Source organism: Mesorhizobium sp. LCM 4577 (assembly GCF_001854795.2).
GTDB classification, from domain to species: domain Bacteria; phylum Pseudomonadota; class Alphaproteobacteria; order Rhizobiales; family Rhizobiaceae; genus Mesorhizobium; species Mesorhizobium plurifarium.
Map to the genome: position 1 here is coordinate 154,212 of NZ_MDDU01000054.1, position 25,333 is coordinate 179,544.

At 65.4% G+C, this 25,333-nt stretch carries 20 protein-coding genes; 8 read left to right on the forward strand and 12 right to left on the reverse strand.

Translation table 11 applies throughout. The features are described 5' to 3' along the window. Positions 1-116: 116 nt before the first annotated feature. Positions 117-623 carry an OsmC family protein gene (locus LCM4577_RS31185; RefSeq protein ID WP_041008352.1) on the reverse strand — a complete coding sequence of 169 codons (507 nt, stop codon included), beginning with the start codon at positions 621-623 and terminating at the stop codon, positions 117-119. A 259-nt stretch (positions 624-882) separates the two neighbouring features. Here LCM4577_RS31185 and LCM4577_RS31190 point away from each other — a divergent pair, with 259 nt between their 5' ends. The 3 genes from LCM4577_RS31190 (at position 883) to LCM4577_RS31200 (ending at position 4,370) form a co-directional block, all read left to right on the forward strand. Continuing rightward, positions 883-2,379 (forward strand): S10 family peptidase, encoded by a 1,497-nt coding sequence (locus LCM4577_RS31190; RefSeq protein WP_071035728.1) that lies wholly within the window; start codon positions 883-885, stop codon positions 2,377-2,379. Positions 2,380-2,518: 139 nt separating this feature from the next. Next, positions 2,519-3,415 carry a DMT family transporter gene (locus LCM4577_RS31195; RefSeq protein WP_071074628.1) on the forward strand — a complete coding sequence of 299 codons (897 nt, stop codon included), beginning with the start codon at positions 2,519-2,521 and terminating at the stop codon, positions 3,413-3,415. 37 nt (positions 3,416-3,452) lie between these two features. Beyond that, the gene (locus tag LCM4577_RS31200; protein ID WP_244508483.1) at positions 3,453-4,370 is read left to right on the forward strand and encodes a DMT family transporter; all 918 of its coding nucleotides are present in this window, start codon (positions 3,453-3,455) and stop codon (positions 4,368-4,370) included. A gap of 180 nt (positions 4,371-4,550) precedes the next feature. Here LCM4577_RS31200 and LCM4577_RS31205 read toward each other — a convergent pair whose 3' ends face one another. After that, positions 4,551-5,405: a LysR substrate-binding domain-containing protein gene (locus LCM4577_RS31205; RefSeq protein ID WP_071035727.1), complete on the reverse strand. Its 855-nt coding sequence runs from the start codon at positions 5,403-5,405 to the stop codon at positions 4,551-4,553. A 111-nt stretch (positions 5,406-5,516) separates the two neighbouring features. Here LCM4577_RS31205 and LCM4577_RS31210 point away from each other — a divergent pair, with 111 nt between their 5' ends. Both LCM4577_RS31210 and LCM4577_RS31215 read left to right on the forward strand, forming a co-directional pair. Beyond that, on the forward strand, positions 5,517-5,924 hold the full coding sequence (locus LCM4577_RS31210) for a 4-oxalocrotonate tautomerase family protein (protein ID WP_071074629.1): 408 nt from the start codon (positions 5,517-5,519) through the stop codon (positions 5,922-5,924). Positions 5,925-6,101: 177 nt separating this feature from the next. Next, entirely contained in the window at positions 6,102-8,324 is a 2,223-nt protein-coding gene (locus LCM4577_RS31215; protein ID WP_071074630.1) for an AMP-binding protein, read from the forward strand. A gap of 45 nt (positions 8,325-8,369) precedes the next feature. On the opposite strand, the gene LCM4577_RS31220 is transcribed toward LCM4577_RS31215, so the two are convergent. The 7 genes from LCM4577_RS31220 to LCM4577_RS31250 form a co-directional block, all read right to left on the reverse strand. Continuing rightward, positions 8,370-9,185, reverse strand: a complete 816-nt coding sequence (locus LCM4577_RS31220) for a phosphatidylcholine/phosphatidylserine synthase (RefSeq protein WP_041008341.1) — start codon at positions 9,183-9,185, stop codon at positions 8,370-8,372. Positions 9,186-9,188: 3 nt separating this feature from the next. Next, on the reverse strand, positions 9,189-9,926 hold the full coding sequence (locus tag LCM4577_RS31225) for a phosphatidylserine decarboxylase (protein ID WP_274534990.1): 738 nt from the start codon (positions 9,924-9,926) through the stop codon (positions 9,189-9,191). A gap of 77 nt (positions 9,927-10,003) precedes the next feature. Continuing rightward, positions 10,004-11,374, reverse strand: a complete 1,371-nt coding sequence (locus LCM4577_RS31230) for a DUF4375 domain-containing protein (RefSeq protein WP_083354918.1) — start codon at positions 11,372-11,374, stop codon at positions 10,004-10,006. A 24-nt stretch (positions 11,375-11,398) separates the two neighbouring features. After that, positions 11,399-11,740, reverse strand: coding sequence for an antibiotic biosynthesis monooxygenase (locus LCM4577_RS31235; RefSeq protein WP_071035721.1), 342 nt, complete (start codon positions 11,738-11,740; stop codon positions 11,399-11,401). 326 nt (positions 11,741-12,066) lie between these two features. Then, the gene (locus tag LCM4577_RS31240) at positions 12,067-13,950 is read right to left on the reverse strand and encodes an ABC transporter ATP-binding protein/permease (protein WP_071074632.1); all 1,884 of its coding nucleotides are present in this window, start codon (positions 13,948-13,950) and stop codon (positions 12,067-12,069) included. Continuing rightward, the gene (locus tag LCM4577_RS31245; RefSeq protein ID WP_040984585.1) at positions 13,950-14,270 is read right to left on the reverse strand and encodes a helix-turn-helix transcriptional regulator; all 321 of its coding nucleotides are present in this window, start codon (positions 14,268-14,270) and stop codon (positions 13,950-13,952) included. Before LCM4577_RS31245 ends, LCM4577_RS31240 begins: the two co-directional genes overlap by 1 nt. A gap of 144 nt (positions 14,271-14,414) precedes the next feature. Next, positions 14,415-16,010 carry a LysM peptidoglycan-binding domain-containing protein gene (locus tag LCM4577_RS31250; RefSeq protein WP_071074633.1) on the reverse strand — a complete coding sequence of 532 codons (1,596 nt, stop codon included), beginning with the start codon at positions 16,008-16,010 and terminating at the stop codon, positions 14,415-14,417. A 120-nt stretch (positions 16,011-16,130) separates the two neighbouring features. Here LCM4577_RS31250 and LCM4577_RS31255 point away from each other — a divergent pair, with 120 nt between their 5' ends. Further along, entirely contained in the window at positions 16,131-16,742 is a 612-nt protein-coding gene (locus LCM4577_RS31255; protein ID WP_071074634.1) for a TIGR00730 family Rossman fold protein, read from the forward strand. A 10-nt stretch (positions 16,743-16,752) separates the two neighbouring features. Here the strand turns inward: LCM4577_RS31255 and LCM4577_RS31260 are convergent, their stop codons facing one another. Then, entirely contained in the window at positions 16,753-17,664 is a 912-nt protein-coding gene (locus LCM4577_RS31260; RefSeq protein ID WP_071074635.1) for a LysR substrate-binding domain-containing protein, read from the reverse strand. Between the two features lie 116 nt (positions 17,665-17,780). On the opposite strand from LCM4577_RS31260, the gene LCM4577_RS31265 reads away from it, so the two are divergent. Together LCM4577_RS31265 and LCM4577_RS31270 are read left to right on the forward strand one after the other, a co-directional pair. Beyond that, on the forward strand, positions 17,781-18,071 hold the full coding sequence (locus LCM4577_RS31265) for a muconolactone Delta-isomerase family protein (RefSeq protein ID WP_071035716.1): 291 nt from the start codon (positions 17,781-17,783) through the stop codon (positions 18,069-18,071). A 139-nt stretch (positions 18,072-18,210) separates the two neighbouring features. Next, positions 18,211-18,981 carry a pyrroline-5-carboxylate reductase gene (locus LCM4577_RS31270; protein ID WP_071074636.1) on the forward strand — a complete coding sequence of 257 codons (771 nt, stop codon included), beginning with the start codon at positions 18,211-18,213 and terminating at the stop codon, positions 18,979-18,981. A gap of 6 nt (positions 18,982-18,987) precedes the next feature. On the opposite strand, the gene LCM4577_RS31275 is transcribed toward LCM4577_RS31270, so the two are convergent. Both LCM4577_RS31275 and LCM4577_RS31280 read right to left on the reverse strand, forming a co-directional pair. Then, positions 18,988-22,206 (reverse strand): efflux RND transporter permease subunit, encoded by a 3,219-nt coding sequence (locus LCM4577_RS31275; RefSeq protein WP_071074637.1) that lies wholly within the window; start codon positions 22,204-22,206, stop codon positions 18,988-18,990. Continuing rightward, positions 22,203-25,316 (reverse strand): multidrug efflux RND transporter permease subunit, encoded by a 3,114-nt coding sequence (locus LCM4577_RS31280; protein ID WP_071035919.1) that lies wholly within the window; start codon positions 25,314-25,316, stop codon positions 22,203-22,205. Before LCM4577_RS31280 ends, LCM4577_RS31275 begins: the two co-directional genes overlap by 4 nt. Positions 25,317-25,333 lie beyond the last annotated feature (17 nt).

The following is a 25,333-nucleotide window of genomic DNA, read 5'->3' on the forward strand; positions in this document are numbered from 1 at the left end:
TCGCTCGGCTGACCTCTCCCCGCTGGGGAGAGGAGGCTGTCAGCGCCGGCGCAAACCTCTTCTCCCCACCGGGGAGAAGGTGGCCGCGTAGCGGCCGGATGAGGGGGCGTCGCGCTTCAGCGCCCCGCGCTCACGCTCAACGCCGGCTTGTTGTTGATCGTCTGGAACACCACGCAGTATCGCTCGGTGAGCTTCATGAGCGAATCGATCCGCTCCTGCGGCTCGTCGGTGTCGAGGTCGAATTTCAGCCTTATCTCGCGAAAGCCGACCGGCGCGTCGCGAGCAACGCCGAGCGTGCCGCGAAAATCGAGGTCGCCCTCGGCCTCGACGGCGGCATTGCCGAGCTTGAACTCCAGCGCCGTCGCCACCGCTTTCAGCGTCACGCCGGCGCAAGCGACCAGCGCCTCCAGCAGCATGTCGCCCGAGCAGAGCTCGAGGCCCGAGCCGCCGGTAGCGGGATGAAGCCCGGCAATGGCGAGCGCCCTGCCCGTCTCCACCTTGCAGGCGATCGACTGATCGTCGAGCGTGCCGCGGGCTCTCAGCGTGATCAGCGCCTTGGCGGCATCGTCTCGATAGGCGTCCTTGAGCGGAGCCTGCATGGCCTTGAGCGCGGTTGCATCCATTTTGTTGTCCTTTCGATCCGTCTTTGACGGTAGATAGCACATAATTCCAGCTTGGGTTCCTCTCCCCATGAAATGGGGAGAGGTGGCTCGGCGAAGCCGAGACGGAGAGGGGAGCGCCCTACGAAGGCCCCCTCCGTCCGCTTCGCGGACACCTCTCCCCCGCCCTTGGCGGGGGGCGAGGAACCAAGTCTTGAGACGCCCCCTTTGACATCCGCCGCCCTAGCCATACCTTTGCGGATGCCATCCCAGCGGAGCTCTCATGCGGTCCAAACTCGTCCCCCTCGCCCTCCTGGCGCTCGCCGCCTTCGCGCAGCCGGCCCTCGCCGAAACACCGGAACGGCCGGCGCCGACCGGCGGCGTGCTGTCGCTGTTGCCGCCGCCGCAGGTGAGCGAGCATTCGATCACGCTTGGCGGGCGCAAGCTGGATTACCAGGCCAAGGCCGGCACGCTGTCGCTCTTGTCCGGCAAGGGTGAGGTCACGGCGGAGATCTTCTATGTCGCCTACACGCAGCAGTCGCCCGCCCCGGCGAAAGAGCGGCCGATCACCTTCGTCTTCAACGGCGGGCCTGGTGCTGCTTCGGCCTACCTGCATCTCGGTGCGATCGGGCCCCGCATCGTCGAGACCGCCGCCGACGGCGAATTCCGGCGGCCGCCGCAAAAGCTCATCGACAATCCCGACAGTTGGCTCGACATGAGCGATCTCGTCTTCGTCGATCCCGTCGGCACCGGTTACAGCCGCGAAGCCCCGGGGCACGAGCCGAAGGAATTCTGGAGCGTCGACGCCGACGCCAGCTCGGTCGGCGCCTTCATCCGGCTCTATCTGGCCCAGAACGGACGCACCGGATCGCCGCTGTTCCTCGCCGGCGAAAGCTATGGCGGGTTTCGCGCGGCACTTCTTGCCCGCACGCTGCAGGAAGATGTGGGCCTGAGCCCGAGCGGCATCGTGCTGATCTCACCGGCGCTGGAGTTCATGCTGGTGCGGCCTGACCAGTTCGACCAGTTGCACTGGGCGCTGGAGCTGCCTTCGCTGGCGGCGACGCGGCTCAAGGCCGATGGCGTGAGCGGCGACGCATTGCGCGACAGGCTGGCCGAGGTCGAGCATTACGCGCTCGGCGATTACCTGACGGCGCTGAACAGCGGGCTGGAGCAAGGCGGAAAGCTGGCCAGCGGTCGCGTTTCGGAGATCACCGGCCTGCCGCTCGACCTCGTCCAGCGCAATTTCGCCCGCATCCCCACCGGGCTTTTCGCCAAGGAATTCCAGCGCGCCACGGGCAAGGTGCTCAGCCCCTATGACGCCACCATCGGCACCGCCGACATCGCACCGCAAAGCACGCATGACGCCGGACCCGATCCGGTGCTCGACCGCAGCGTTCCGGTGCTGACCTCCGCCTTCGTCGCCTACGCTCGCGACGAGCTGAACTACCGCACCGATGTCAGCTACCGGCTGCTCAATGGCGACATCAGCCGCAACTGGGATTACGGCACATCGGGCCAGGGCTATGCCGGCGTGATGAACGACCTGCAGCGGGCACGCTCGCTCAACCCTGCCCTCGGTGTCGTTATCGTCAATGGCTATACCGACCTCGTCACCCCCTATCTCGCCTCGCGCTATCTGGTGAACCAGGTTCCTTCGCTATCAGACGCCAAGCCGATCCGCCTCGACGTCGTCGAGGGCGGCCATATGATGTATCTGAGGCCGGACGGGCGGCGAGCGCTGAAGGATGCGGCATCGGAGCTCTTCCAGGCGACGCAGTAATCCGCGACTGCCCCGGGCAAACGACCTGCGCCAACGCAAGCGCCGCGCTGGAGCAGCGCCGTGCAAGCTTTCGCCCGTATAGCTGAAGCAACGGTCCCGACCGGAGCGGAACCGCCTCACGCAAACACGCTGAAACCGCATGGCCGATGTCGTCGTCCTCGAAAGCCGCGAAAGGGTGCTGGCCGGCATCCTGTTCACGGCCGCCGCCTATTTCCTGTTTTCGGCGCAGGATGCCTCGATCAAGCTTCTGGTCGTCGRCATGACGGTCTGGCAGATCATGTTCGTCCGCTCGATCACCGTGCTCGTCGCCTGCGGCGCGATCGGCGGCAAGCGGCTGTTCGCCGACACGATCGACTCGCCGATCGTCAAGCCGATGCTGGTGCGCAGCGCCTTCACGCTCGCCGCCTGGCTTTGCTACTACAACGCCGCCCGCTCGCTGCAGCTTGCCGAGCTCACCACCATATATTACGCCGCGCCGATCATCGTCACCGTGCTGTCGGTGCTGATCCTGGGCGAGACGGTGCCGTTGCTGCGCTGGCTGGCGGTGTTCATCGGTTTCGTCGGCGTGTTCATCGCCTGCGATCCGACGCGGCTCGGCCTCTCTGCCCCGGTGCTTCTGGTGCTGGCGGCGGCCGTGCTTTGGGGGATCGCGGTGGTGCTGCTGCGCAAGACCGCCATGCAGGAGCGCACCATGATCCAGCTCGTGCTCAACAATTTCTATTTCCTGCTCTTCTCGGCCGTGCCGGCGCTGCTCTGGTGGCGCATGCCCGACTGGCGGCAGCTTCTTTTGCTTGTCAGCGTCGGGGCGCTTGGCGGAGTGGCGCAATATGTGCTGTTCGAAGGCATGAAGCGCGCGCCGGTGTCGATTATCGCGCCGTTCGAATACACCTCGCTGGTTTGGGCCTTCGCGCTGGGCTACGCCATCTGGGGCGATCTGCCGCGTACGGAAGTGTTCATGGGCGCGGCGCTGATCATCGGCGCCGGCCTGCTCATCGTCGGCAACGAGCATTTCCGCCGACGGGAGCACGCCTCATGACAGAGGGGTGTCAGGAGCAACTGGTTAGGCTGGCGCCATGACGGATACGCTCGACATGCCTGAAAAACTTGCGCCTACCGCCGCCGACGTGGCGGCCGAGCGCACGCTCGGCATTATCCTGGTGTCGGCATCGGCCATCGCCTTCGCGCTCACTGGCGTGCTGACCAAGTCGATCCATGCCGATCCGCTGACCATCACCTGCTGGCGCGGTTTTTTCGGCTCGATCCTGATCACGCTCTATGTGCTGTGGCGCCGGCGCCGCTCGGGCGGGCGCGAGAGCCTGAGATTGGGTTGGCGCGGCTGGCTGCTCGCGGTCGAGGGTGCTGCTGCCAGCATTGCCTTCATCTCGGCCTTCAAGTTCACCTATGTGGCGAATGTCGCCGTCATCTACGCGACCTCGCCCTTCATCGCCGCGCTTCTTGCCTTCCTTCTGGTGCGGGAGAAATTCCGGCTGCAGACCATGATCGCGGCGGCCGTATCGCTGTGCGGCGTCGCCATCATGGTGAGCGCTGGCCTCGGCAGCGGCCATCTGTTCGGCGACGGGCTGGCGCTTTTGATGACCACGGGCAGCGCGCTCTACATGATCATGGTGCGCGCCTTCCGCGACTCGCCGGTCGTCTGGGCCGGCGCTGTCTCCGCCTTCCTGCTCTTCGTGCTCGGCTGGTTCGTCACCGATCCGTTGGCCGTCTCGACGCGCGACGTGGTGCTGCTCGCCACCTTCGGCTGCTCCTTCGCCCTGGCCTCGATCCTGTGGACGGAAGGCTCGCGGCTTATCCCGTCGGCGGAAGCCGGGCTGCTCGRCTCGGCCGAAGTGCCCTTCGCCATCCTGTTTGCCCTGCTGTTCCTCGGCGAGGCCCCGCCGATGGCCAGCATCATCGGCGGCGCCATCGTGCTTTGCGCGGTCTTTGCCCATGCCGGCCGCGACTGGCTGAAGGCGAAATCGGCGGCCTCGTAAAAATATTTTGCCAGTCACGGAACCATTCATCCGACTCAGGCATTGTTAGATCGACGGGTCACCCCCCAAGTCCCCCCAAACCCCTCGACCCGTCCGACTAGAAGCCGACCCGCAAAAAGGTCGGCTTTTTCTTTGGGAATTGTTCGGTTCGGGGAATCCCGGAAAGTCGCCGCGGTTTATTCAGGACGACAGGGCCAACCCGTCGCCGAGAAGCTCCGCCAGATCCCGCGCCGGGCGGGCGGCTTCGCGGCCGAGCCGGATGGCGAAATCGGCCACCGGCAGCGGCGGGAGGTCGAAATCGGCGGATGCCTCGACGATGCCGGAATGGGCGAAACGCCGGGTGCGCGGCGTCAGCGCGAGGCCGGCATTGACCGCGCTGCGCAGGCCGGCAAGACTGGCGCTGCCGGCGGCAATGCGATAGCGGCGGCCGGCCGCGTCGAGCGCATTGAGTGCGGCTTCTCTGAAACCGCAATAGGGGTCGAGCAGCGCCAGCGGCACGGATTCCTGCCGCGCCGCCAGTCCTTTTTCCGAGCAGAGCCAAAGCATCGGCTCGCTGATCACAGCTGCTTCATCCGGCGAAGGGGCATGGCGCATGGTGATCGCGAGGTCGAGCTGGCCTGCCTGCAGCGCCGAGCCGAGTTCCAGCGAGCGGCCGACGCGCAGCTCGATCCGGACGCGCGGATGGCTGGCGGCGAAGGCGCGCAACAGGTCCGGCAGGCCGTGATCGGCGAAATCCTGCGTCGTGCCGATGGCGATGCGGCCGCCGGCGCGCGCCCCTTTCAGCGCCAGCCACGCCTCGGTGTGGACGGCCAGGATACGCCGCGCGTGGCCGACAAGGTCCTCGCCGGCCGGCGTCAGCCCGCGCCCCCTGCCCTGCGGGGTGAGCAGCGGCTCGCCGACGATGTCTTCCAGCCGCTGCATCTGCGCGGTCACCGCAGACGGCGTGCGGCCGACGGCGGACGCGGCCCTGGCGAGCGAGCCGCCATCGACAAAGGCGAGGAAGGTTTTCAGGAGGTCGGGATCGAGCGTTTCCATACTTCGACATTATCGAAGCAATCGTCAAAAACAATTCGATTTTCTTGATGAATGGATAGATCCATATCTCTCCCATCGAAGGCACGACGCGAGAAGCCACAGGAGAGAAAAATGCCGATCATTAACATCAGTGTCACCGGCAAGCCCGACGCCAAGCTGTCCGCCGCCATTGCCAAGGACATCACCGAGATCACCGCCAAGGAGCTGCGCAAGGATCCGACGATCACCGCGGTCGCGGTCAACTACATCGACCCGCAGCACTGGTTCGCCGGCGGCAAGTCGCTGGCCGAGCACGGCACCGACACGTTCTGGCTGGATATCAAGGTGGTCGACGGCACCAACACCAAGCTCGAGCTCGAAGCCTACCTGACGGCGATCTTCGAGGCCTTCGGCCGATTGCTGGGCGGCGTGCATGAGGAAAGCTACGCCTTCGTGCATGAGGTGCCGGCGGCCGCCTATGGCTACGGCGGCAAAACCCAGGAGTTCCGCTTCATCAGCGGGAGGCTGAAGGCGGCGTAGGCGCCTATCCCTTCTCCCCTTGTGGGACTGTTGCGCAATCAGCGAGAACAGGCCCACAAGGGGAGAAGGGGAGCCCGGCCTCACCCCCACATTGACCTTGCCCGCGCTTCCGCTACCCTCTGCCACCGAAGCGGCCGCTCAAGAGCCGCGCCCTGGAGGAGACTGGGAGAGAGCGGCATGATCCTGACCCTGGCGCTGCTGGCGGGCCTTGTCTTTGCCTGGCTGCTGATCGCGGTGATCGAAAGGTTCCGGCTCGACCTGCGTTACACGCAGGCGCTGCTCTATGTGCCGTTCAAGCTCGCCTATCGCATAGCCGACAACCGCATTCGCGTTGCCCGAAGCGCCAACACGCCGGTGATCTATGTGGTCTCGCATCAGTCGCGCATCGAGCCGGCGCTGATGCTGTCGCTGCTTCCCGACGACACGCTGCACATCCTGGACGAAGCCTCGGCGCGCTCGCCTTGGCTGGAGCCGTGGCGCGAGCTTGCGCGCACCATCGCCTTCAATGCCGAGCATGTCTTCGTCAGCCGGCGGCTGGTGCGCGTTCTGAAGGGCAAGGGGCGGCTTGCCGTCTACCTGCCGGACAATGTCGAGCCGGACGTCAAATCCTTCCGCCTGTTTCGCGCCATCACCCGCATCGCCATGCAGGCCGATGCCCGCATCGTGCCGATCTTCGTCTCCGGCACGCGCGACCTGCCTGTTTCATTGACGCCGAAGGAGAAAGCACCCAGGCACTGGTTCCCGCGGCTTTCGGTGAGCGCGCTGGAGCCGATGACCATCGCCGAACTGGTGGCGCGCAATCCCGATATGGCCTCCAACACCAACGCGCTGTTCGACCGTTTCGCCGAGGCGCGCCTCTACGGCACCAATCTCGACCGCGGCCTGTTCCTCGCCATGCGCGACGCCGCCGACCGCATCGGCCCTTCGCGCCCGATCATCGAGGATGTGATTTCCGGCTCGCTCAGCTACCGCAAGCTGTTCATCGGCGCGCGCGTGCTCGGCCGCCGTTTCGAGGCGGTGACGGCGCCGGGTGAGGCGGTCGGCGTGCTGTTGCCCAATGCCAACGGCGTGGTGCTTACCTTCGTCGGCCTGATCTCTGCGGCCCGCGTTGCGGCCATGATCAACTACACCGCCGGTCCGGCGAGCGTGACCGCGGCGATCCGGACCGCCGTCATCAGGACGGTCGTTTCCTCTCGCGCCTTCATCGAGAAGGCAGGCATCGACGACATCATTGCCGCGGTCGAGGCGGGCGGCGCGAAGATGCTGTGGTTGGAAGACGTGCGCGCCGGCGTGACGGCGCTGGACAAGATCGCGGCCGCGCTTTTGTGGCGCTTCCCGCTGCAGCGGCAGCAGGCGGGCAAACCAGCGGTGATCCTGTTCACCTCCGGCTCGGAAGGCATGCCGAAGGCGGTGGTGCTGTCGAACCGCAGCCTGCTTGCCAATGTCATGCAGGCCGAGGCGCGCGTCTCCGTCTCGCCGGCCGACATCCTGCTCAACGTGTTGCCGGCCTTCCACTCCTTCGGCCTGACCGGCGGCACCATCCTGCCGCTGGTACTGGGCGTAAAGCTGTTCCTCTACCCCTCGCCGCTTCACTACAAGATCATCCCCGAGATCGCCCGCAAGGTGAAGCCGACGGTGATGTTCGGCACCGACACGTTCCTCGCCAACTATGCCCGCACCGCCAAGGACGGCGACTTCTCCAGCCTGCGCTTCGTCGTGGCCGGCGCTGAAGCGGTGAAACCGGAGACGCGGCGAACCTATCGCGACCGTTTCCAGGCCTCGATCGTCGAAGGTTTCGGGCTGACCGAGGCCGCGCCCGTCGTGGCGGTCAACACCGCCATCCACGGCCGCGACGGCACGGTCGGGCGGCCGCTGCCGGCCATCCRCATGAAGCTGGAGCCGGTCGAAGGCATCGCCGAGGGCGGCCGGCTGTGGCTCGACGGGCCGAATATGATGATGGGCTACATGAGCGCCGACCGTCCGGGCGAACTGCAGCCACTGGAAGGCTGGCACGACACCGGCGACATCGTCTCGATCGACCGCGAGGGCTTCATCACTATCCGCGGGCGGGCCAAACGCTTCGCCAAGATCGCCGGCGAGATGGTGTCGCTGGGCGCCGTCGAGATGCTGGTGCAGTCGCTGTGGCCGGAAGAGCGCCACGCCGCGGTTGCCGTGCCGGACAAGCGGCGCGGCGAGCGCATCGTGCTGGTGACCACGGCGGACGACGCCAATGCCGAGGAGTTGCGCCAGTTCGGCAGGAAGGCTGGCGCGGCCGAGCTGATGGTGCCCAACGACATCATCAAGGTGGAAGAAATCCCGGTGCTGGGCTCGGGCAAGACGGACTACATCTCGGCGCGCAAACTGGCGATCGATAGGTTGGGGTTAAGTGCGGCGGCGTAGGCGCAGCGTTATCTTCGCCCTTATGGGGGAGATCGAACGCTGGCTCTACCCGATATCCGACGGCGGCACCTTCTCGCCTTCGCGCATGGCGCGCTTGGAATAGGCGCGCACCGAGAACGGCAGGAACAGCAGGTACCCCGCGACCGAAGCGGTCAGCGTGTACCAGGGGTAGGTCATCAACAGGAGGATGTAGAGCACCACGCCGAGGATGACCGGCAGCACCCTGTCGCCCGGCACCTTGACGCTTTTGCCCGAGTAAACCGGCAGGCGGCTGACCAGRAGGAAAGCGATGAGCACGGTGAAGCCGGTGGCGACGAAGGCGGCCGGCCGGGAAGGCTCGAGCCCCAGCCGCAGGAAATAAAGATAKAGCGGCAGCATGACCAGCACCGCTCCGGCCGGAGCCGGCACGCCGACGAAATATTCAGTCTGCCATGCGGGCTGGTCGTGGTCTTCGGCCAGCACGTTGAAGCGGGCGAGCCGCATGCCGCAAGCGATGGTGAAAAGGAGTGCCGCTATCCAGCCCGGCGAGCCGGCGCGATCGAGCAGGAAGGCGTATAGCACCAGGGCCGGCGCCACGCCGAAATTGACGATATCGGCCAGCGAATCCATCTGCGCGCCGAATTTCGAGGTGGCCTTCAGCATGCGCGCCAGCCGCCCATCGATGCCGTCGAGGAAGGCGGCGAGCAGCACCATGACCACCGCGATCTCGAAGCGGTTCTCGAAGGCGAAGCGGATGCCCGAAAGCCCGGCGCAGATGGCAAGCACCGTGACCAGATTGGGCAGCACCATGCGCATCGGGATCTCGCGGATGCGCGGACCGCCGCTGGCATGGGCCTCGAATTTCTTGAACGGCGCGCCCAACGCTCAGGAAATCCTGACCAAGGGCGTCACCGCCGCGCCGCCGAACTCGGCAAGCACGGTCTCGCCACCCACAGCCGTCTGGCCGACCGCGACGCGCGGCACAGCATTCGACGGCAGGAAGACATCGACGCGCGAGCCGAAGCGGATCAGGCCGAAACGCTCACCGATAGCGATCGTGCCGCCGGTCTCGGCCCAGCAGACGATGCGCCGCGCTACCAGGCCGGCGATCTGGACGGCGGCGATGGTGCCGTTCGGGCTGTCAATGACCAGGCCGTTGCGCTCGTTCTCGGCGCTTGCCTTGTCGAGCTCGGCATTGAGGAATTTGCCGGGCTTATGCTCGATGCGCGTGATGCGGCCGCGCACCGGAGCGCGGTTGATGTGGCAGGAAAACACGTTCATGAACACCGAGATGCGGGTCATCTCGCCCGAGCCCAGGCCAAGTTCGCTCGGCGGCACGGCCGGGCCAACCGCCGAGATCACGCCATCGGCCGGGCTCACCACCAGCCGGTCGTCGACCGGCGTGACGCGCTCGGGATCGCGGTAGAAATAGATGCACCATGCGGTGAGGATCAGCCCGATCCAGAACAGGATCGAGGAGAAATAGCCGAGAAACAGCGTCGCCGCGGCAAAGGCCGCGATGAAGGGATAGCCTTCGCGATGGATCGGGACGAACGTATTCTTGACCGAGTCGAGAAGCGTCATAGGGCTGGGGGCGGTCCCTGTTTCAGGTTGCGCCTCAATAGCGGAAAGCCCCCCTCCCCGCAACGCAACAATGGAGGATGAGGCGGGGCACGGATACCGCGAACGCGGGCAGGTAATTACCGAGCGGCAGCGGAGCGATCAAAGTGCGCGCGGAGTTCAGGCCTCGAAGCTTCGGCGAGCTTCTCGTAATTCTTGCCATCCAAGAGCACACTGCCGTTCGGCGAAGACAGGGAGAGGAAGGTTCGGTCAGACGCCAGCACTACCCAATTCACAACTGGCCCCTCCGCCGCTTGCGGCACCGAGTTAGCTGAAAYGATGGCACCTAGCGGATCAAAGCCAGCCTTGCGCAGCAGAAGGTCGACAGCAACGGGAGCATGATTTTGTTCAGACAGTTGGATAACTGTGTCAATCTCCGACTGTTCCGCGCGTCCAAGCAGTGTCCCGACACTCGGTGCGTTAGCTCCCAACGGGTTCTCACCCGGCCGGATTACTGGAGGATCTTCAGGGGGGATACACTCGTAAACCGCGACATGTGTCTTTGTCGGGGCGCATAACCGGAGCTCTTCGGCATCGGTACGCAGCTGGAAGACCATTTGCTTTTCGCCTTCGACGTCCARCATCCTCGCCATGCCGAACCCCAGTTTGATCTCCGATGGCGATATCGTTGCGCAGGCRAGGCCGGCGCCGACTTCGCGCTGGCTCAGCATCTGGCGCACCAGCTTGCTGACAGACTCATGAAGAAGCCTGCCTTCGCGCTGGGGGTTGGACCGCACCAGTCGATCGATCGCATCATCGTAGTTGTCATCGTCGACAATTTGCAGATCGGGCCAAGATGCGATCCAGCGCGCGAGCAAATCCTCCATCGGCATGGCGTCATCGGCCTCATAGAATGCATCATCAAGTGTATCCAGGAAATCGTCGCGCCCCCCCTCGAAGCCCGTTTGTTTCGCAGCTTCGTCAGGATGCCTGGCAATCCAGGCTGACATCTTTTCCAAAGTTGCCAGCTGCCCTTTTGCCCCACACGCGCTGAGGCCGGCTCTGGCGTTGGAAATCATGCTGTCGATTTCGCTGCCGGCATTGTGGATGAATTGACTATGACCGCCGTTCTTCACCTCCAAGGAGTACTGGTCCGCGTGAAAGACTTGCAACGCCTTAGGGTTGATCTCCGGATAGCGATAGAGCCCTTTGGAAACCATCGTCACGACAAATTGCATGACGGCGAAGACGAGATGAAATGCCTCTCCGTCGCCTTGTTCGATCTTTGAACGAGGCACGACAATCAGAGGTACGAGGAGGCCTCGCTTATCCTCGGCGGCCTGCGATTTCTTCTTGGAGGCTTCTTTGGATTTTCGCGAGAAGAATTCGAACATCGAAAATTTTCCGTAGTCCAAAGTAAATGAGACGACTATTTCTGCCGACACCATATCAGCGCCGCTGAAGATAAAAGCCCTTGGCTGATCTATTGAATAGGAATGAGCGACGCCCATCAACTGGGCGCCGCTAGGATATCCTTACACCTCCGGCACGCGCTGGTAGTTGGCGATGTCGGCTTTCACGCCGAGACGCGCGATGGTTTCCTGCGCGCTGAAGGCGATGCGCTCGTGCGCGGCCTTGACGATCGGCACCACCTTGTCGACCGCGGCCTGGCTTTCCCACTCGACCATGGTGACGATGTTGAACTCGCCGGGACCGGAGAATTGCTCGAGCAGGAAATCCTGCACGAAGCCTTCCTGCTGGCGCAGCAATTCATGCGTCATCCTGGCCTTGCTCAGGATTTCGTCGCGCGCTTCGATCGGCACGACGAATTTGTCGACCCGGAAGACACTGCCGGTGCGGTGGTTGTTGGTGCTCATTTCGATCTGTCTCCGTTCTTGGACGCGTTGCTTCGCAGGCGCTCGGAGACGGTTTGCAAGCTCAAGATAGGTTGAGGTCAAGGGGAATTTTCGACTGTTGGGAGGCGCGGCGCCGAAGCTGCTGATCTCCCCCCTTGTGGGGGAGATGTCCGGCAGGACAGAGGGGGGCGCGAAGGAACGCGGCCTTTCTGATTTCAGCGAGGTGGAACCGCGAGCCGGCAGATGTTTGTGGATGTGGAAAGCGTTGACAGGGTCGGCGGGACAGCGCCCCCCTCTGCCCTGCCGGGCATCTCCCCCACAAGGGGGGAGATTGGCGCTCAACCGTCTCAGCTCACCTCCGACGTCCGTCTGCGCACGATCACCCCTAGCTCATCGCCCTCACGTGCGATGCGCAGACGCTCTTCCGCTTCGGTCGCTTCGCGCTGGCGGTCCCACATCGAGGCGTAGAGGCCGTGTTTGGCGAGAAGTGCGGCATGCGTGCCGCGCTCGGCGATCTGGCCGTCCTTCAGCACGATGATCTCGTCGGCCGAGATCACCGTCGACAGGCGATGCGCGATCACGATGGTGGTGCGGCCCTTGCTGACGAGATCGAGCGCCGCCTGGATCTCCTGCTCCGTCTGGGTGTCCAGCGCCGAGGTCGCCTCGTCCAGCATCAGGATCGGCGGCGCCTTGAGGATGGTGCGGGCGATCGCCACGCGCTGCTTTTCGCCGCCCGACAGTTTCAAGCCCCGCTCGCCGACCATCGAGCGGTAGCCTTCGGGGAGCTTGTCGATGAAGGGGCCGATCTGGGCGAGTTCGGCCGCCTTGCGCACCTCGTCCTCGCTGGCGCCGACGCGGCCGTAGCGGATGTTGTAGGCGATGGTGTCGTTGAAGAGCACGGTGTCCTGCGGCACCATGCCGAGCACGGCGCGCAGGCTTTCCTGCGTGACGTCGCGGATGTCCTGGCCGTCGATCAGCACCTGGCCGCGCTGCACGTCGTAGAAGCGAAACAGCAGCCTGGAAATGGTCGACTTGCCGGCGCCGGACGGGCCGACGATCGCCACTGTCTTGCCGGCGGGCACCTCGAAGGAGACGCCTTTCAGGATCTTGCGGTTCGGGTCGTAGGAGAAATGAACGTCGCGGAATTCGACCTTGCCGGGGCCGACCTTCAAAGGCTTGGCGTCGGGCTTGTCGACGATCTCTTGGCGAACGTCGAGCAGGTCGAACATGTGCTCGATGTCGGTCAACCCCTGCCTTATTTCGCGATAGATGAAGCCGATGAAGTTGAGCGGCACCGAGAGCTGGATCAGCATGGCGTTGATGAAGACGAAGTCGCCGACGCTCTGCGTGCCGGCCTGCACTTCCAACGCCGACATGCACATGACGATGACCGTGCCCAGGCCGAAGATGAGGCCCTGGCCGAAGTTCAGCCAGCCGAGCGATGTCCACGTCTTGGTCGCGGCGATCTCGTAGCGCGCCATCGAGCGGTCGAAACGCTCGGCCTCCATCCGTTCGTTGGTGAAGTATTTGACCGTCTCGAAGTTGAGCAGCGAGTCGATCGCCTTGGTGTTGGCGTCGGTGTCGCTGTCGTTCATGTCGCGGCGGATCGAAATGCGCCAGTCGCTCGCCTTGACCGTGAACCAGACATAGAGCCAGACGGTGACGGCGACGACCGCAACATATTTCCAGCCATAGGTGAAGGCAAAGATGCCGGCCGTCAGCGCGAATTCGAGGATGGTCGGCGCCGTGTTCAGCATGATGAAGCGCACGATCGTCTCGATGCCCTTGGTGCCGCGCTCGATGATGCGCGACAGGCCGCCGGTGCGGCGCTCGAGATGGAAGCGCAGCGACAGCTCGTGCATGTGGACGAAGGTACGGTAGGCGAGCTGGCGCACCGCATACTGGCCGACGCGGGCAAACAGCGCGTCGCGCAGCTGGTTGAAGCCGAGCTGGATCAGACGCAGCACATTGTAGGCGATGACCAGCATAACCGGCGCCAGCAGGAAGGCCGGCAGCGGCGGCGGCGTCTTCGCGGCATGGGCCAGCGCATCGGTCGCCCATTTGAAGAAATACGGGCCGGCGACCAGGGTGACCTTGGCGACGACCAGAAGCAGCGTCGCCCAGGTGACGCGGGCCCGGAGATCGGCACGCTCGGCCGGCCACATATAGGGCCAGAGATTGCGCAGGGTCGTGAGGGTGCCGGCTTCGGCGGATACGGTCTTTTCGGCCACTAGTCTTGCCTTTTGGGTAAACTGCCGGAACAGCAGGAATCAACGAGTTGGGTGAGTGAAGCGGAAACGCCGGCGAGCGCGGCGTGGTCCACGGCATATCGCGAGCGCTGCCGGTCGGCCTCGAAGCGGACGAGCCCGGCCTCGACCAGCACCTTCAGGTGCTGCGAAACGGTCGACTGGGCAAGGTCGAGATGGTCGACCACCTCACGGCACGAGCAGCAGGCGCTGGCCGAGAGGCGTTTCAGGATCTCGATGCGCGCCGGGTGCGAGAGCGCGGCCAGGCGGAGCGCCATGGCGCTGCTTTCGGGGGATTCGGTCATCGTTCATCGCCGATAGACGATGGAGGATGAGAGGGCAAGCTAGGCGGATGGGTAGATTGAGATGCGGCGCGCGCCATTCACGTTCGTCATCCTAGGGCGGAGCGCCGCGCAGCGGCGTGCAGACCCTAGGATGACGGGGTTATCCTACTCCGTCTTCGTCGGCGCGGCTGTCATCTGCTCGCCCATGGCCTTCATGTCGGCGTCCTCGCCTTCCTTCGACTTGGACGGCACCTTGAACACCTGGCCCGGCCAGATGCGGTCGGGATCGCGGATTTGATCCTTGTTGGCGAGATAGATGGTCGAATAACGCACGCCATGGCCGTAGACGCGGCGCGAGATGCGCCAGAGCGTGTCGTTGCGGCGGATGATGACGGCGCCGTCGGCATGTTCGAGCTTCGGCGCCACGGTCTCGGGCACGTCGGCCGAAGGCGTCGCCTCGGCGACCTTGGCCGGAGCCTCGGCGGGCTTAGCCGCTTCGGCCGTTGCGGCAGGCGCGGTGGTTTCGGCTTCCACGGCCTGGGATCCGGCGCCTTGGACCTGTGCCAGCTTGGTCTCGGCCGGCTTGGCCTCGCCGGTCTTTGTCTCATTCGGTGCGACGGCGGYGATCGACTCGCCGGGCTCGCGCTCGAACGGCACGGCGGCGCGGGCGACGACCTTGACGCCGTCATCGTCGAGACCATCGACATGGATGGTGTAGTTGCCGACCGGAATGTCGCGGGTCGCCTCGATCAGGAAATGGCCGTCGGCGGAGGTCTGCGCATCGCCGAGCAGGATGGCGTCGGCATAGGCGCGCACCTTGCGGCCGGGATCGGCCGTGCCGGCGACGAAGATCTTGCTGCCGTCGATCTCGACCGCTTCGACGGCGATCTTGGGCTCCGCCGCAGCGGCCGCAGCCGGCGCGGTTGCCTGGTCCGTGGCGGCCGGCGCGGTCGCGGCCGACGCCGTGTCGGATGCAGCCGGCGCGGTCGTTGCGGGGGCGGTCGTTGCGGGGGCCTGGGCTGCCGGTGCCGCCTGGTCGCTCGCGGCCGGCGGCGCCGGCTTGGTCTCGGCCTGCGGCACGGTGATCAACTGCGAGGCCTTGCCCGGCTCCTCGACCATCGCCAGAACCTGCCCGGTCGGGCTCTGCGGCACCGAGACGACGGCGGTCTGGGCCGAGGCGACGGTCGTGCCGCCAACCGTCTGGCGGAGCGTGATCGTATAGTCGCCCGGCTTCAGCGGGTCGTCGAGCACGATGGCGAAGGCGCCGTCGGGGCCGGAATCGGTCGAGCCGAGCACGGTGCCGCCATTCAGGATCTCGACCTTGGCGTTGGGCGCGGCGCTGCCGGCGACGACGATCGAGCCATTGCCTTCGACGCGCACGACGTCGAAGGTCGGCACTATCGGACCCGCCGCGGCGGCAGGCGCCTGGGCAGGCGTCGTTGCGGCCGGAGCCGTCGCGTTGTCGGCCGGCGCCATGGCGTTGTTCGCCGGCGCCATCTTGTTGGCGGGCGCCATCGTGTTGGCTGGAGCCATTGTGTTTGCAGGAGCCATTGTGTTTGCAGGAGCCTGGGGCACGCGCGCCTCCGTGCTCGTGCTCGAGGATTCAGCCGGTTTCGCATCGGTCTGCGGCAGCGCCGCGACCTGCGCCGGCTTCTGGTTGCTGATGTAAGGATCGAGCGCGCCCGATCCATAGGCGACCGCCGCGATGGCGACAACGCCGCCCGTCGCGAACAAAAACGCCTTAGAAGGATTGATAGCCATAATTCTTTATTGCCCCCTTAGCCACCTAACGCCCGGTCTAGCGTGTTTTCTCCATGCTCACAAGAAAAAGCCCGTCCGCGGGCTTGACCGCGCCAACCGTCCCCATCACCAATCATCGCCATGAACACGATTCGATCCGTTTGCGTCTATTGCGGCTCGTCTCCGGGCCGCGACGAGGCCTATATCAAGGCCGGCCACACGCTCGGCCGCTCGCTTGCCAAATCCGGGTTGCGCCTGATCTATGGCGGCGGCACCAAGGGCATCATGGGCGCCGTCGCCGATGGCGCGCTCAAGGCCGGTGGCAAGGTCACCGGCATCATCCCGCGCTTCCTGATCAACAAGGAAGCGACCGAGACCGCACTCGACAAGCTCGATGAGCTTTTGATCACCGACAACATGCACGAGCGCAAGCACAGCATGTTCGAAAAATCCGACGCCTTTGTGGCGCTGCCCGGCGGCATCGGCACGGTGGAGGAAATCGTCGAGATCATGACCTGGGCGCAGCTCGGCCATCACCGCAAGCCGATCGTCTTCGCCAACGTCAAGGGTTTCTGGGACCCGATGCTGGCGCTGATCGAGCACATGTCGGAGGAAGGCTTCATCCACACCGCGCACCGGGTCAAGCCGCTGGTGGTCGACGACCCCGAAGCGATCGTCGCCGCTATGATGGTGGCAGGCTCGTCGGTCGACGCACCGACGGAAGGGGTGCAGTCGGTGATCGATAAGATGTAGGCAGTAGGGATTAGGCAGTAGGCAATAGGAAGACAGCCCTACTGCCTACTGCCTTCCTCAAATCCCCAACCACCGCCCTTCGATCCTGCCTTCGCCATGCCAGATGGATCGAAACGCTGCGCTTGAACCACGGCAGGTCGCGGAAGATCACGCCCGGGGGTGCGGCGCTTCGCAGGCTCTCCTGGACCGTGGCGAGGCCGAGGCCGGCGCTGACAAGGCCGAGCGAGGTCAACGGGTCGTTCGTCTCGTAAGCGATATCGGGCATGAAGCCGGATTCGGCGCAGGCCGCCAGGAACTGTGCGCGGTTGGTGTCGGCGGGCTGGCGCACGACGATGATCCAGACGCGGCCGTCGAGGTGGCCGGGTTGGATGTCGGCGACACCGACCAGCGGATCGCCCTCCGGCATTGCCAGCACCAGCGGCTCGCGCCGCACCAGCATGCTTTCAACATCGGGGTCGCTCTCCGGCGCAGGGGAATAGACGAAACCGAGGTCGAGGACGCGCTGCCTCAGATCCTCGAACTGCGCCGCCGTTCGCCGGCTCCTGAGTTGCAGATGAAAATCCGGCCGCGCACGGCGGAAATCCTTCAGCATCGCGGCAACAAGCCCCGAATGCACCGCGCCCTCGACATAGCCGATGGCGAGGCTGCCTGTCGCGCCACTGGCAAGGTTGTGGCCGAGCTCTTCCAGGCGCGCAGCGTTGGCAAGCAATGCGCGGGCTTCGGCGAGGAAGGCCCTGCCCTCGGCGTTGAGATGGACGCGCTGCTTGGCCCGCTCGAACAGGGCGACGCCCAGTTGCTCCTCGAGCTGCATGATCTGCCGGCTCAAGGGCGATTGCGAAATGTGCAATTGCTCGGCGGCGCGGCCGACATTGCCGGCCTCGGCGACGGCGACGAAATATCTTATCTGGCGCAGATCGAGCATTTTTCCGCTCCCAGCCTCAAGTCCTCAAAGGTCTGAACTTTATCCTAATCAGTCTTGGACAGTCCGACCAGCCGGCGCGATATCTCCCGCAACAACCAGCCACGAAGGAGATCGCCATGCAGTTCTTTGCCCTGCTCACCCGCAACACCGAAAAGTTCAGCGACGCCGATTTCGCGCCGCTGCTGCCGCCCGAGTCCGAACAGCGCAAGACGCTCTACGTGCAAGGCGCGGTACGCCAGATCTGGAACCGCGGCGACATTCCCGGCACCGGCATCATGTTCGAGGCGGCCGACGAGAAGGACGTGCGCGGCCATCTTGCCACGCTGCCGCTGATCGAAGCCGGCATGATGGACATCACAGCGATCGTGCCGCTCAACCCTTATCCGGGGTTCGGGCCGAAGCGCTAAGTGCGACTTCAAGTGAGGCTGTTGTCCCGCACGGCAGCCTCATCGCCTCGGAGCCGTAATCACGGCCACTCRCTCCCTTTGCCGAAGAAGAAGCCGTCGCTATTGTCGGCGGCGATCCGAAACAAGGGGCGGAACATCCATGAAACTTGGCTTTGTCGGCACGGGCACATTGAGCTCGGCCATCGTCACCGGGCTGAAATCGCTGCCGGGCGAGACGACGCCGGTGGTGGTCTCGCCGCGCAACGAGGAGATCGCCGCGGAGCTTGCCAGGCGCTACCCGGATGTGTGCATCGCCGCCGACAACCAGGCCGTGCTTGACCAGTGCGACACCGTCATGCTGGCGGTGCGGCCGCAGATCGCGCACGAAGTTCTCAAGGAACTGCGGTTCCGGCCGGACCATCATGTTGTCAGCCTCATCGCCACGATATCGCTTGAGGGGATCGCCGGCCTCGTGGCGCCGGCGGCGCGTGTCGGCAAGGCGCTGCCGATGCCGATGATCGCCCGCTTGCAGGGCGCGACGATCATCTGTCCGCCGGACCCGATCATGGCGACGTTCTTCGGCAGGCTGGGCGGAGCGATTGAGGTCGGGGACCAGGCCGAATTCGACGCGCTCAGCGTCGTCACCGCGAACTACGCCAGCTATTTCAAATATCTCGGTACGATCGACACCTTTGTGCGCAGCCAGGGTGTGGCTGGAGACAAGAGCCGCGCTTATATCACCAGCATCTACAAGGCGCTGGCCAACGCGTCCGACACCGTGCCGGACGAAGATTTCATGCATCTGTCGCAGGAGTACACGACGCGCGGCGGCATCAACGAACAGGTGCTGCGCGAGCTGACCGAGCACGGTGCGTTCGAAACTTTTGCGGAAGTCCTCGGCCGCGTGCACCAGCGTATTGCCGGCGGGTGATCGGGATTACTCCGCCGGCGCGAGCCGAGGCGATGGTCGACGCGCGCTGAGCCTGTCAAGATAGAGATAGACGACCGGCGTGGTGTAGAGCGTCAGGAGCTGCGAGACGATGAGGCCGCCGACGATCGCCGCGCCGAGCGGCTGGCGCAGTTCCGCGCCCGTGCCGGTTTCGATCGCCAGCGGCAACGCGCCGAGCAATGCGGCGAAGGTCGTCATCATGATCGGCCGGAAGCGCTGGACGCTCGCCTTGTGGATGGCCGCGCGGGCCGACAGTCCTTCCTGGCGTTCGGCCTGCAACGCCATGTCGATCATCATGATGGCGTTCTTCTTGACGATGCCGATCAGCAGGATGATGCCGATCAGCGAGATCACGTCGAACTCCATGCCGGTGACGATGAGCGCGAGCAGCGCGCCGATGCCCGCCGACGGCAGCGTCGACAGAATGGTGATCGGGTGGACATAGCTTTCATAGAGCACGCCGAGCACGACATAGATCGTCGCGAGCGCGGCGGCGATCAGAAGCAATTCGCTGAGCAGGTTGGCGCGGTAGGCGAGCGCGGTGCCGGCCAGAGAGCCATGGATCGTGACCGGCATTTTCAGCTCGGCCATGGCGCGGTCGATCGCGGCCGAAGCGTCGCCGAGCGTCGCGCCCTCGGCAAGGTTGAACGAGATCGTCGTGGCGACGAAATGGCCCTGGTGGTTGACCGAGAGCGGCATGGTCGCCGGCCCATAGGTGCTGAAGGCGGCCAGAGGCACCATCTTCTCGGCCGAGGTGCTGACCGCCGCGCCGCTCGAGGCGCTGCCATGGCCGGTGACGGCAATGGCGTTGGTGGCCTGGTTCCGCAGCGAACCCGTCAGGCTGCCGGCCAAGGCGTTGGTTGCCTGCGTGCCGCTGGCCGTGGCGCCGGACGTGCTGACATAGATGCCGTTCAACGCGCTTGGGTCCTGCAGGTAGCGCGGCGCGACCTCCATGACGACATGGTACTGGTTGCGGGCGTTGAAGATGGTCGACACCTGGCGCTGGCCGAAAGCATCGTAGAGCGTGGCGTCGATGCTGGCGGGCGTCAGGCCGAGGCGTGCCGCACTCTCGCGGTCGACCGTGATGTTGGTCTCGAGGCCAGCCTCGTCGCGGTCGGAGTTGACGTCGGTGAGCTCAGGCGCCCGCTTTAGGAGATCGACCAGCTTCGGCGTCCATTCGTCGAGATCGGCGGTCGTGTCGGCCTGCAGCGTGTATTGATAGGTCGCAAGGCTCTGGCGGCCGCCGACCCTGATCTCCTGGCGCGGATTGAGGAAGAGYTGCGCGCCCGGCAGTTGCCCGAGCTGCGCGCGCAGTCGCGTCAGCACCACCTGCAGCGGCGCCCGATCGCCCTTCGGTTTCAAGGCGACCTGGACGAAGCCGGAATTGGTCTGCCGTCCGCCGATAAAGCCGACGACGTTCGCGACCGCCGGGTCGCTCTTCAGGATCGCCTCAAGCTGCTCGAATTTCTGCCGCATCAGTTGGAAAGAGATGGCCTGGTCGGCGCGCAGGCCGCCCATCAGCTCGCCGGTGTCCTGCTGCGGGAAGAAGCCCTTCGGCACCACCGTGTAGAGATAGACGTTGAAGACGATGGCCGCGAAAAGCACCACGAGCATGATTTCCGAATTGTCGAGCGACCAGCCAAGCGAACGTCCGTAGAAGGCGCGGATGCGCTCGAAGACGCTCTCGCCGAAGCGGGCGAGGAACGAGCGCCTCGTCGACGGGATTGCGCCCGGGCGCAGGAAATGCGCGCACATCATCGGCGTCACGGTCAGCGACAGGATTAGCGAAATCGCGATCGACAGCGACAAGGTCAGGGCGAATTCCTGGAACAGGCGGCCGAGTATGCCGCCCATCAACAGGATCGGCAGGAAGACGGCGACCAGGGAGGCGCTCATCGACAACACCGTGAAGCCGACTTCCCTGGCGCCGACGAGTGCTGCCCTGCCGCGCGGCATGCCGTCCTCGATGTGGCGCGTGATGTTTTCCAAGACCACGATGGCGTCGTCCACGACGAAGCCGGTGGCGATGGTGAGCGCCATCAGCGACAGATTGTCGAGGGTGAAGCCGAGCAGGTACATCGCGCCGAACGTGCCGAGGATTGAGACGACCAGCGCCACGCTCGGGATCAATGCCGCGCGCCAGTCGCGCAGGAAGCAGAACACGACAAGGATGACGAGCAGCACCGCCAGCACCAAAGTCAGCTCGGTGTCGTGCAGCGAGCCGCGTATCGTGGTCGAGCCGTCGGTCGCGACGCTGAGTCGCGCATCGGCCGGCACGGAGGCCTGCAGCGTCGGGATCAGCGCGCGGACGCGGTCGACGGTCTCGATGATGTTGGCGTTGGGCTCGCGGTAGAGCACCAGGAGCACCGCCGGCTCGCCATTGGCGAGGCCGAGATTGCGCACGTCCTCGACGGAATCCTCGACGTCGGCGATGTCGCGCAGCTTGACCGCCGCATTGTTGCGCCAGGCGATGACCAGATCGCGAAAATCGGCGGCGTGGCTCGCCTGGTCGTTGGTGTAGAGCTGGTAGCGCAGCGCGCCGTCTTCCTCGAAACCTTTCGGGCTGCGCGCATTGGCCGAGGCAAGGGCTGCGCGCACATCCTCCAGGCCGATGCCGTAATGGAACAGCGCGCCGGGATTGAGCTCGACGCGCACGGCCGGCAGCGAGGAGCCGCCGAGGTCGACATTGCCGATGCCCTCGACCTGCGACAGGCGCTGCTGCAGCACCGTCGCGGCGGCGTCGTAGAGCTGACCGGGGGTCAGCGTGCGCGAGGTCAGCGCCAGGATCATCACGGGCGAGTCGGCGGGATTGTATTTGCGATAGGTCGGGTTGCTGCGCAGGTCCGACGGCAGGTCGGCGCGCGCGGCGTTGATCGYTGCCTGCACGTCACGCGCCGCCCCGTTGATGTCGCGGTCGAGATCGAATTGCAGCACGACATTGGTCGAGCCGGTGCCCGAGCGCGAGGTCATCTCGGAGACGCCGGCAATCTGGCCGAGATGGCGCTCCAGCGGTGCCGCGACATCGGTCGCCATCGTGTCCGGACTGGCGCCCGCCATCGAGGCCTGCACCGAGATGGTGGGGAAATCGACCTTGGGCAGAGGCGCCACGGGCAGATTGAAATAGGCGATAAGCCCGGCGGCGGCGAGGCCGATCGCGAGCAGCGTCGTGGCGACCGGCCGCGCGATGAACGGCGCCGAGAGGTTCACGGCGCTGACCCGCCGGCGGAGGCCTCGGCGACACCGGAGCCGCGCCGCGTCAGTCGGTCGAAGGCGAGATAGATGACCGGCGTGGTGAACAAAGTCAGCACCTGGCTGACGATCAGCCCGCCGACGATGGTGATGCCGAGCGGCTGGTGCAGCTCCGAGCCGGCCAAGCCGCCGACCAGAAGCGGCAGCGCGCCGAAGAGTGCCGCAAAAGTCGTCATCAGGATCGGGCGGAGCCTCAGCAGGCACGCCTCGTAGATCGCCTCGCGCGGGTCGAGTCCCTGCAGCCGCTCGGCCTGCAGCGCGAAGTCGATCATCATGATGGCGTTCTTCTTGACGATGCCGACGAGCAGGACGATGCCGATTATGCCGATGACATCGAGGTCATGGCCGGCGAGCATCAGCGCGACCAGCGCGCCGACGGTGGCCGAGGGCAGCGTCGACAGGATGGTCAGCGGGTGGATGAAGCTCTCGTAGAGCACGCCGAGCACGACATAGACGGTGGCGACGGCCGCCAGCACCAGAAGCAGCTCGTTGGACAGCGAGCTCTGCAGCGCCAGCGCCGCGCCCTGGAAGCCGGTCGTCAGGCCGGCGGGCGGCTGCATGTCCTTCTCGGCGGCGGTGATGGCCGCCGTGGCGTCGCCGAGCGAGACGCCGGGGGCGAGGTTGAAGGAAATGGTCGCGGCCGGGAATTGCGCCAAATGGTTCACCAGGAGCGGCGCCTGCCGAACATGGATACTGGCGATCGCCGACAGCGGCACCTGGCCCGAGCCCGAGGACGGCAGATAGATCGAGCCGAGCGAGGCCGGCGTCTGGCCGACCGACGGATCGGCCTCGAGGATGACGCGGTACTCGTTCGACTGGGTGAAGATGGTCGAGATGATGCGCTGGCCGAAGGCGTCGTAGAGCGCATTGTCGACGGTCGCCGGCGTGATGCCGAAACGCGCGGCGGTGGCGCGGTCGATGGTGACGTCGACGGCGAGCCCGCTCTGCTGGCTGTCGCTCGCGACATCGGCGAGCTCCGGCAGCGCCGAGAGCCGGTCGGTCAGCTTGGTCGTCCATGCCGCCAGCTCGACCGGATCGGAATCCTGCAGCACATACTGGTATTGCGAAGCGCTTGTCGTGGAATCGACCGTGAGATCCTGCACCGGCTGCATGTGCAGCGAGATCCCGGTGACTTGGGCGGTCTCCCGCGTCAGCCGCCTGATGATGGCGCTGGCGTCGGCCTGGCGCTCGTCGCGCGGCTTCAGATTGATCAGCATGTGGCCGCTGTTGGCGGTCATGTTCTGGCCGTCGACGCCGATGAAGGACGACAGGCTGGCGACATCGGGGTCCTTGAGGATCGCATCGGCCAGCGCCTGCTGGTGCGCCGCCATATCGGCATAGGACGCCGAGCCCGCCGCTTCGGTGATGGCCGAGATGGCGCCGGTATCCTGCACCGGGAAGAAGCCCTTCGGGATGACGTCGTAGAGATAGATTGTAAGCGCAAGCGTCGCGACCGCCACCAGCAATGTCAGCGCCTGGCGGTCGAGCACCCAGCGCAGCGCGGCGGCATAGAAGTTGGCGATCGCGTCGAAGGCGCCCTCGCTCCAGCGCGCCAGCGCCCCTGGCCTGCGCTCGGCCGGCGGCTTCAAAAGCCTGGCGCAGAGCATCGGCACCAGCGTCAGCGAGACGATGGCGGAGATGACGATGGCGATCGCCAAGGTAATGGCGAATTCGTGGAACAGGCGGCCGACGACGTCGCCCATGAACAGAAGCGGGATCAGMACCGCGATCAGCGAGACGGTGAGCGAGATGATGGTGAAGCCGATCTGGGCCGAGCCTTCGAGCGCGGCGGTCACCGGATCGTCGCCATGCTCGATGAAGCGCGAGATGTTCTCGATCATGACGATGGCGTCGTCGATGACGAATCCCGACGCAATCGTCAGCGCCATCAGCGACAGATTGTCGAGGCTGAAGCCCCACAGATACATGACCGCGAACGTGCCGACCAGGGACAGCGGCACAGACAGGCTGGGGATGATCGTCGCCGGAATATTGCGCAGGAACAGGAAGGTGACGAGCACGACGAGCAACGCCGCCATCGCCAACTCGAACTCGACGTCGTCGACCGAGGCGCGGATGGTGGTGGTGCGGTCGGTCAGCGGCTCCACGCTGAGCGCCGCCGGCAGGCCGGCGCGCAACTGCGGCAGCAGCGCCTTCACGCCGTCGACGACGCGGATGACGTTGGCGCCGGGCTGGCGCTGGATGTTGAGGATGATCGCCGGCGTGCGGTTTTCCCAGGCRCCCAGCCTGGAGTTCTCAGGCCCTTCGATGATGTCGGCCACCTCGCCCAGCCGCACCGGCGCGCCGTTGCGATAGGCGATGACCATGTCGGCATAGGTTTTCGGGTCGGCGACCTGATCGTTGGCGTTGATGGTGTAGGAGCGCGCCGGCCCGTCGAAGCTGCCCTTCGGCGTGTTGACGTTGAGCGTGCCGATCGTGGTGCGCAGATCGTCGATGTTGAGGCCCATGGCGGCCAGCGCCTTGAGCTTCACCTGCACGCGCACGGCCGGCCGCTCGCCGCCACTGATCGAGACCAGGCCGACGCCGGGAAGCTGCGATATCTTCTGCGCCAGCCGTGTCTCGGCATAGTTCTCGACCTGCGTCAGCGGCAGCGTCTTGGAGGTGATCGCCAAGGTCAGGATCGGCGCGTCGGCCGGGTTGACCTTGGCGTAGATCGGCGGCGCCGGCAGGTCGGCGGGCAGAAGATTGCCCGACGCGTTGATCGCCGCCTGCACTTCCTGCTCGGCGATGTCGAGGCTGAGGTCGAGGCTGAGGTCGAGGCTGAAGCGCAGCGTGATGACCGAGGCGCCGGCGGAGGAGCCCGACGACATCTGCTCCAGCCCCGGCATCTGACCGAACTGGCGCTCGAGGGGCGCGGTCACCGACGTGGTCATCACCTCCGGGCTGGCGCCGGGATAGAAGGTCTGCACCTGGATCGTCGGGTAGTCGACCTCAGGCAGAGCCGAGAGCGGCAGGAACAGGTAGGCGATCATGCCGACGATCAGGATTGTGGCCATGATCAGCGTGGTCGCCACCGGCCGCAGGATGAACGGCCGCGACGGGTTCAGCCAGCCGGCAACGAGAC

Excerpts from the sequence above, each read along its gene's own strand:
- LCM4577_RS31185 (WP_041008352.1), bottom strand. The coding sequence starts at position 623 with ATGGATGCAACCGCGCTCAAGGCCATGCAGGCTCCGCTCAAGGACGCC.
- LCM4577_RS31190 (WP_071035728.1), top strand. The coding sequence starts at position 883 with ATGCGGTCCAAACTCGTCCCCCTCGCCCTCCTGGCGCTCGCCGCCTTC.
- LCM4577_RS31205 (WP_071035727.1), bottom strand. The coding sequence starts at position 5,405 with ATGGAAACGCTCGATCCCGACCTCCTGAAAACCTTCCTCGCCTTTGTC.
- LCM4577_RS31210 (WP_071074629.1), top strand. The coding sequence starts at position 5,517 with ATGCCGATCATTAACATCAGTGTCACCGGCAAGCCCGACGCCAAGCTG.
- LCM4577_RS31235 (WP_071035721.1), bottom strand. The coding sequence starts at position 11,740 with ATGAGCACCAACAACCACCGCACCGGCAGTGTCTTCCGGGTCGACAAA.
- LCM4577_RS31245 (WP_040984585.1), bottom strand. The coding sequence starts at position 14,270 with ATGACCGAATCCCCCGAAAGCAGCGCCATGGCGCTCCGCCTGGCCGCG.
- LCM4577_RS31255 (WP_071074634.1), top strand. The coding sequence starts at position 16,131 with ATGAACACGATTCGATCCGTTTGCGTCTATTGCGGCTCGTCTCCGGGC.
- LCM4577_RS31260 (WP_071074635.1), bottom strand. The coding sequence starts at position 17,664 with ATGCTCGATCTGCGCCAGATAAGATATTTCGTCGCCGTCGCCGAGGCC.
- LCM4577_RS31265 (WP_071035716.1), top strand. The coding sequence starts at position 17,781 with ATGCAGTTCTTTGCCCTGCTCACCCGCAACACCGAAAAGTTCAGCGAC.
- LCM4577_RS31270 (WP_071074636.1), top strand. The coding sequence starts at position 18,211 with ATGAAACTTGGCTTTGTCGGCACGGGCACATTGAGCTCGGCCATCGTC.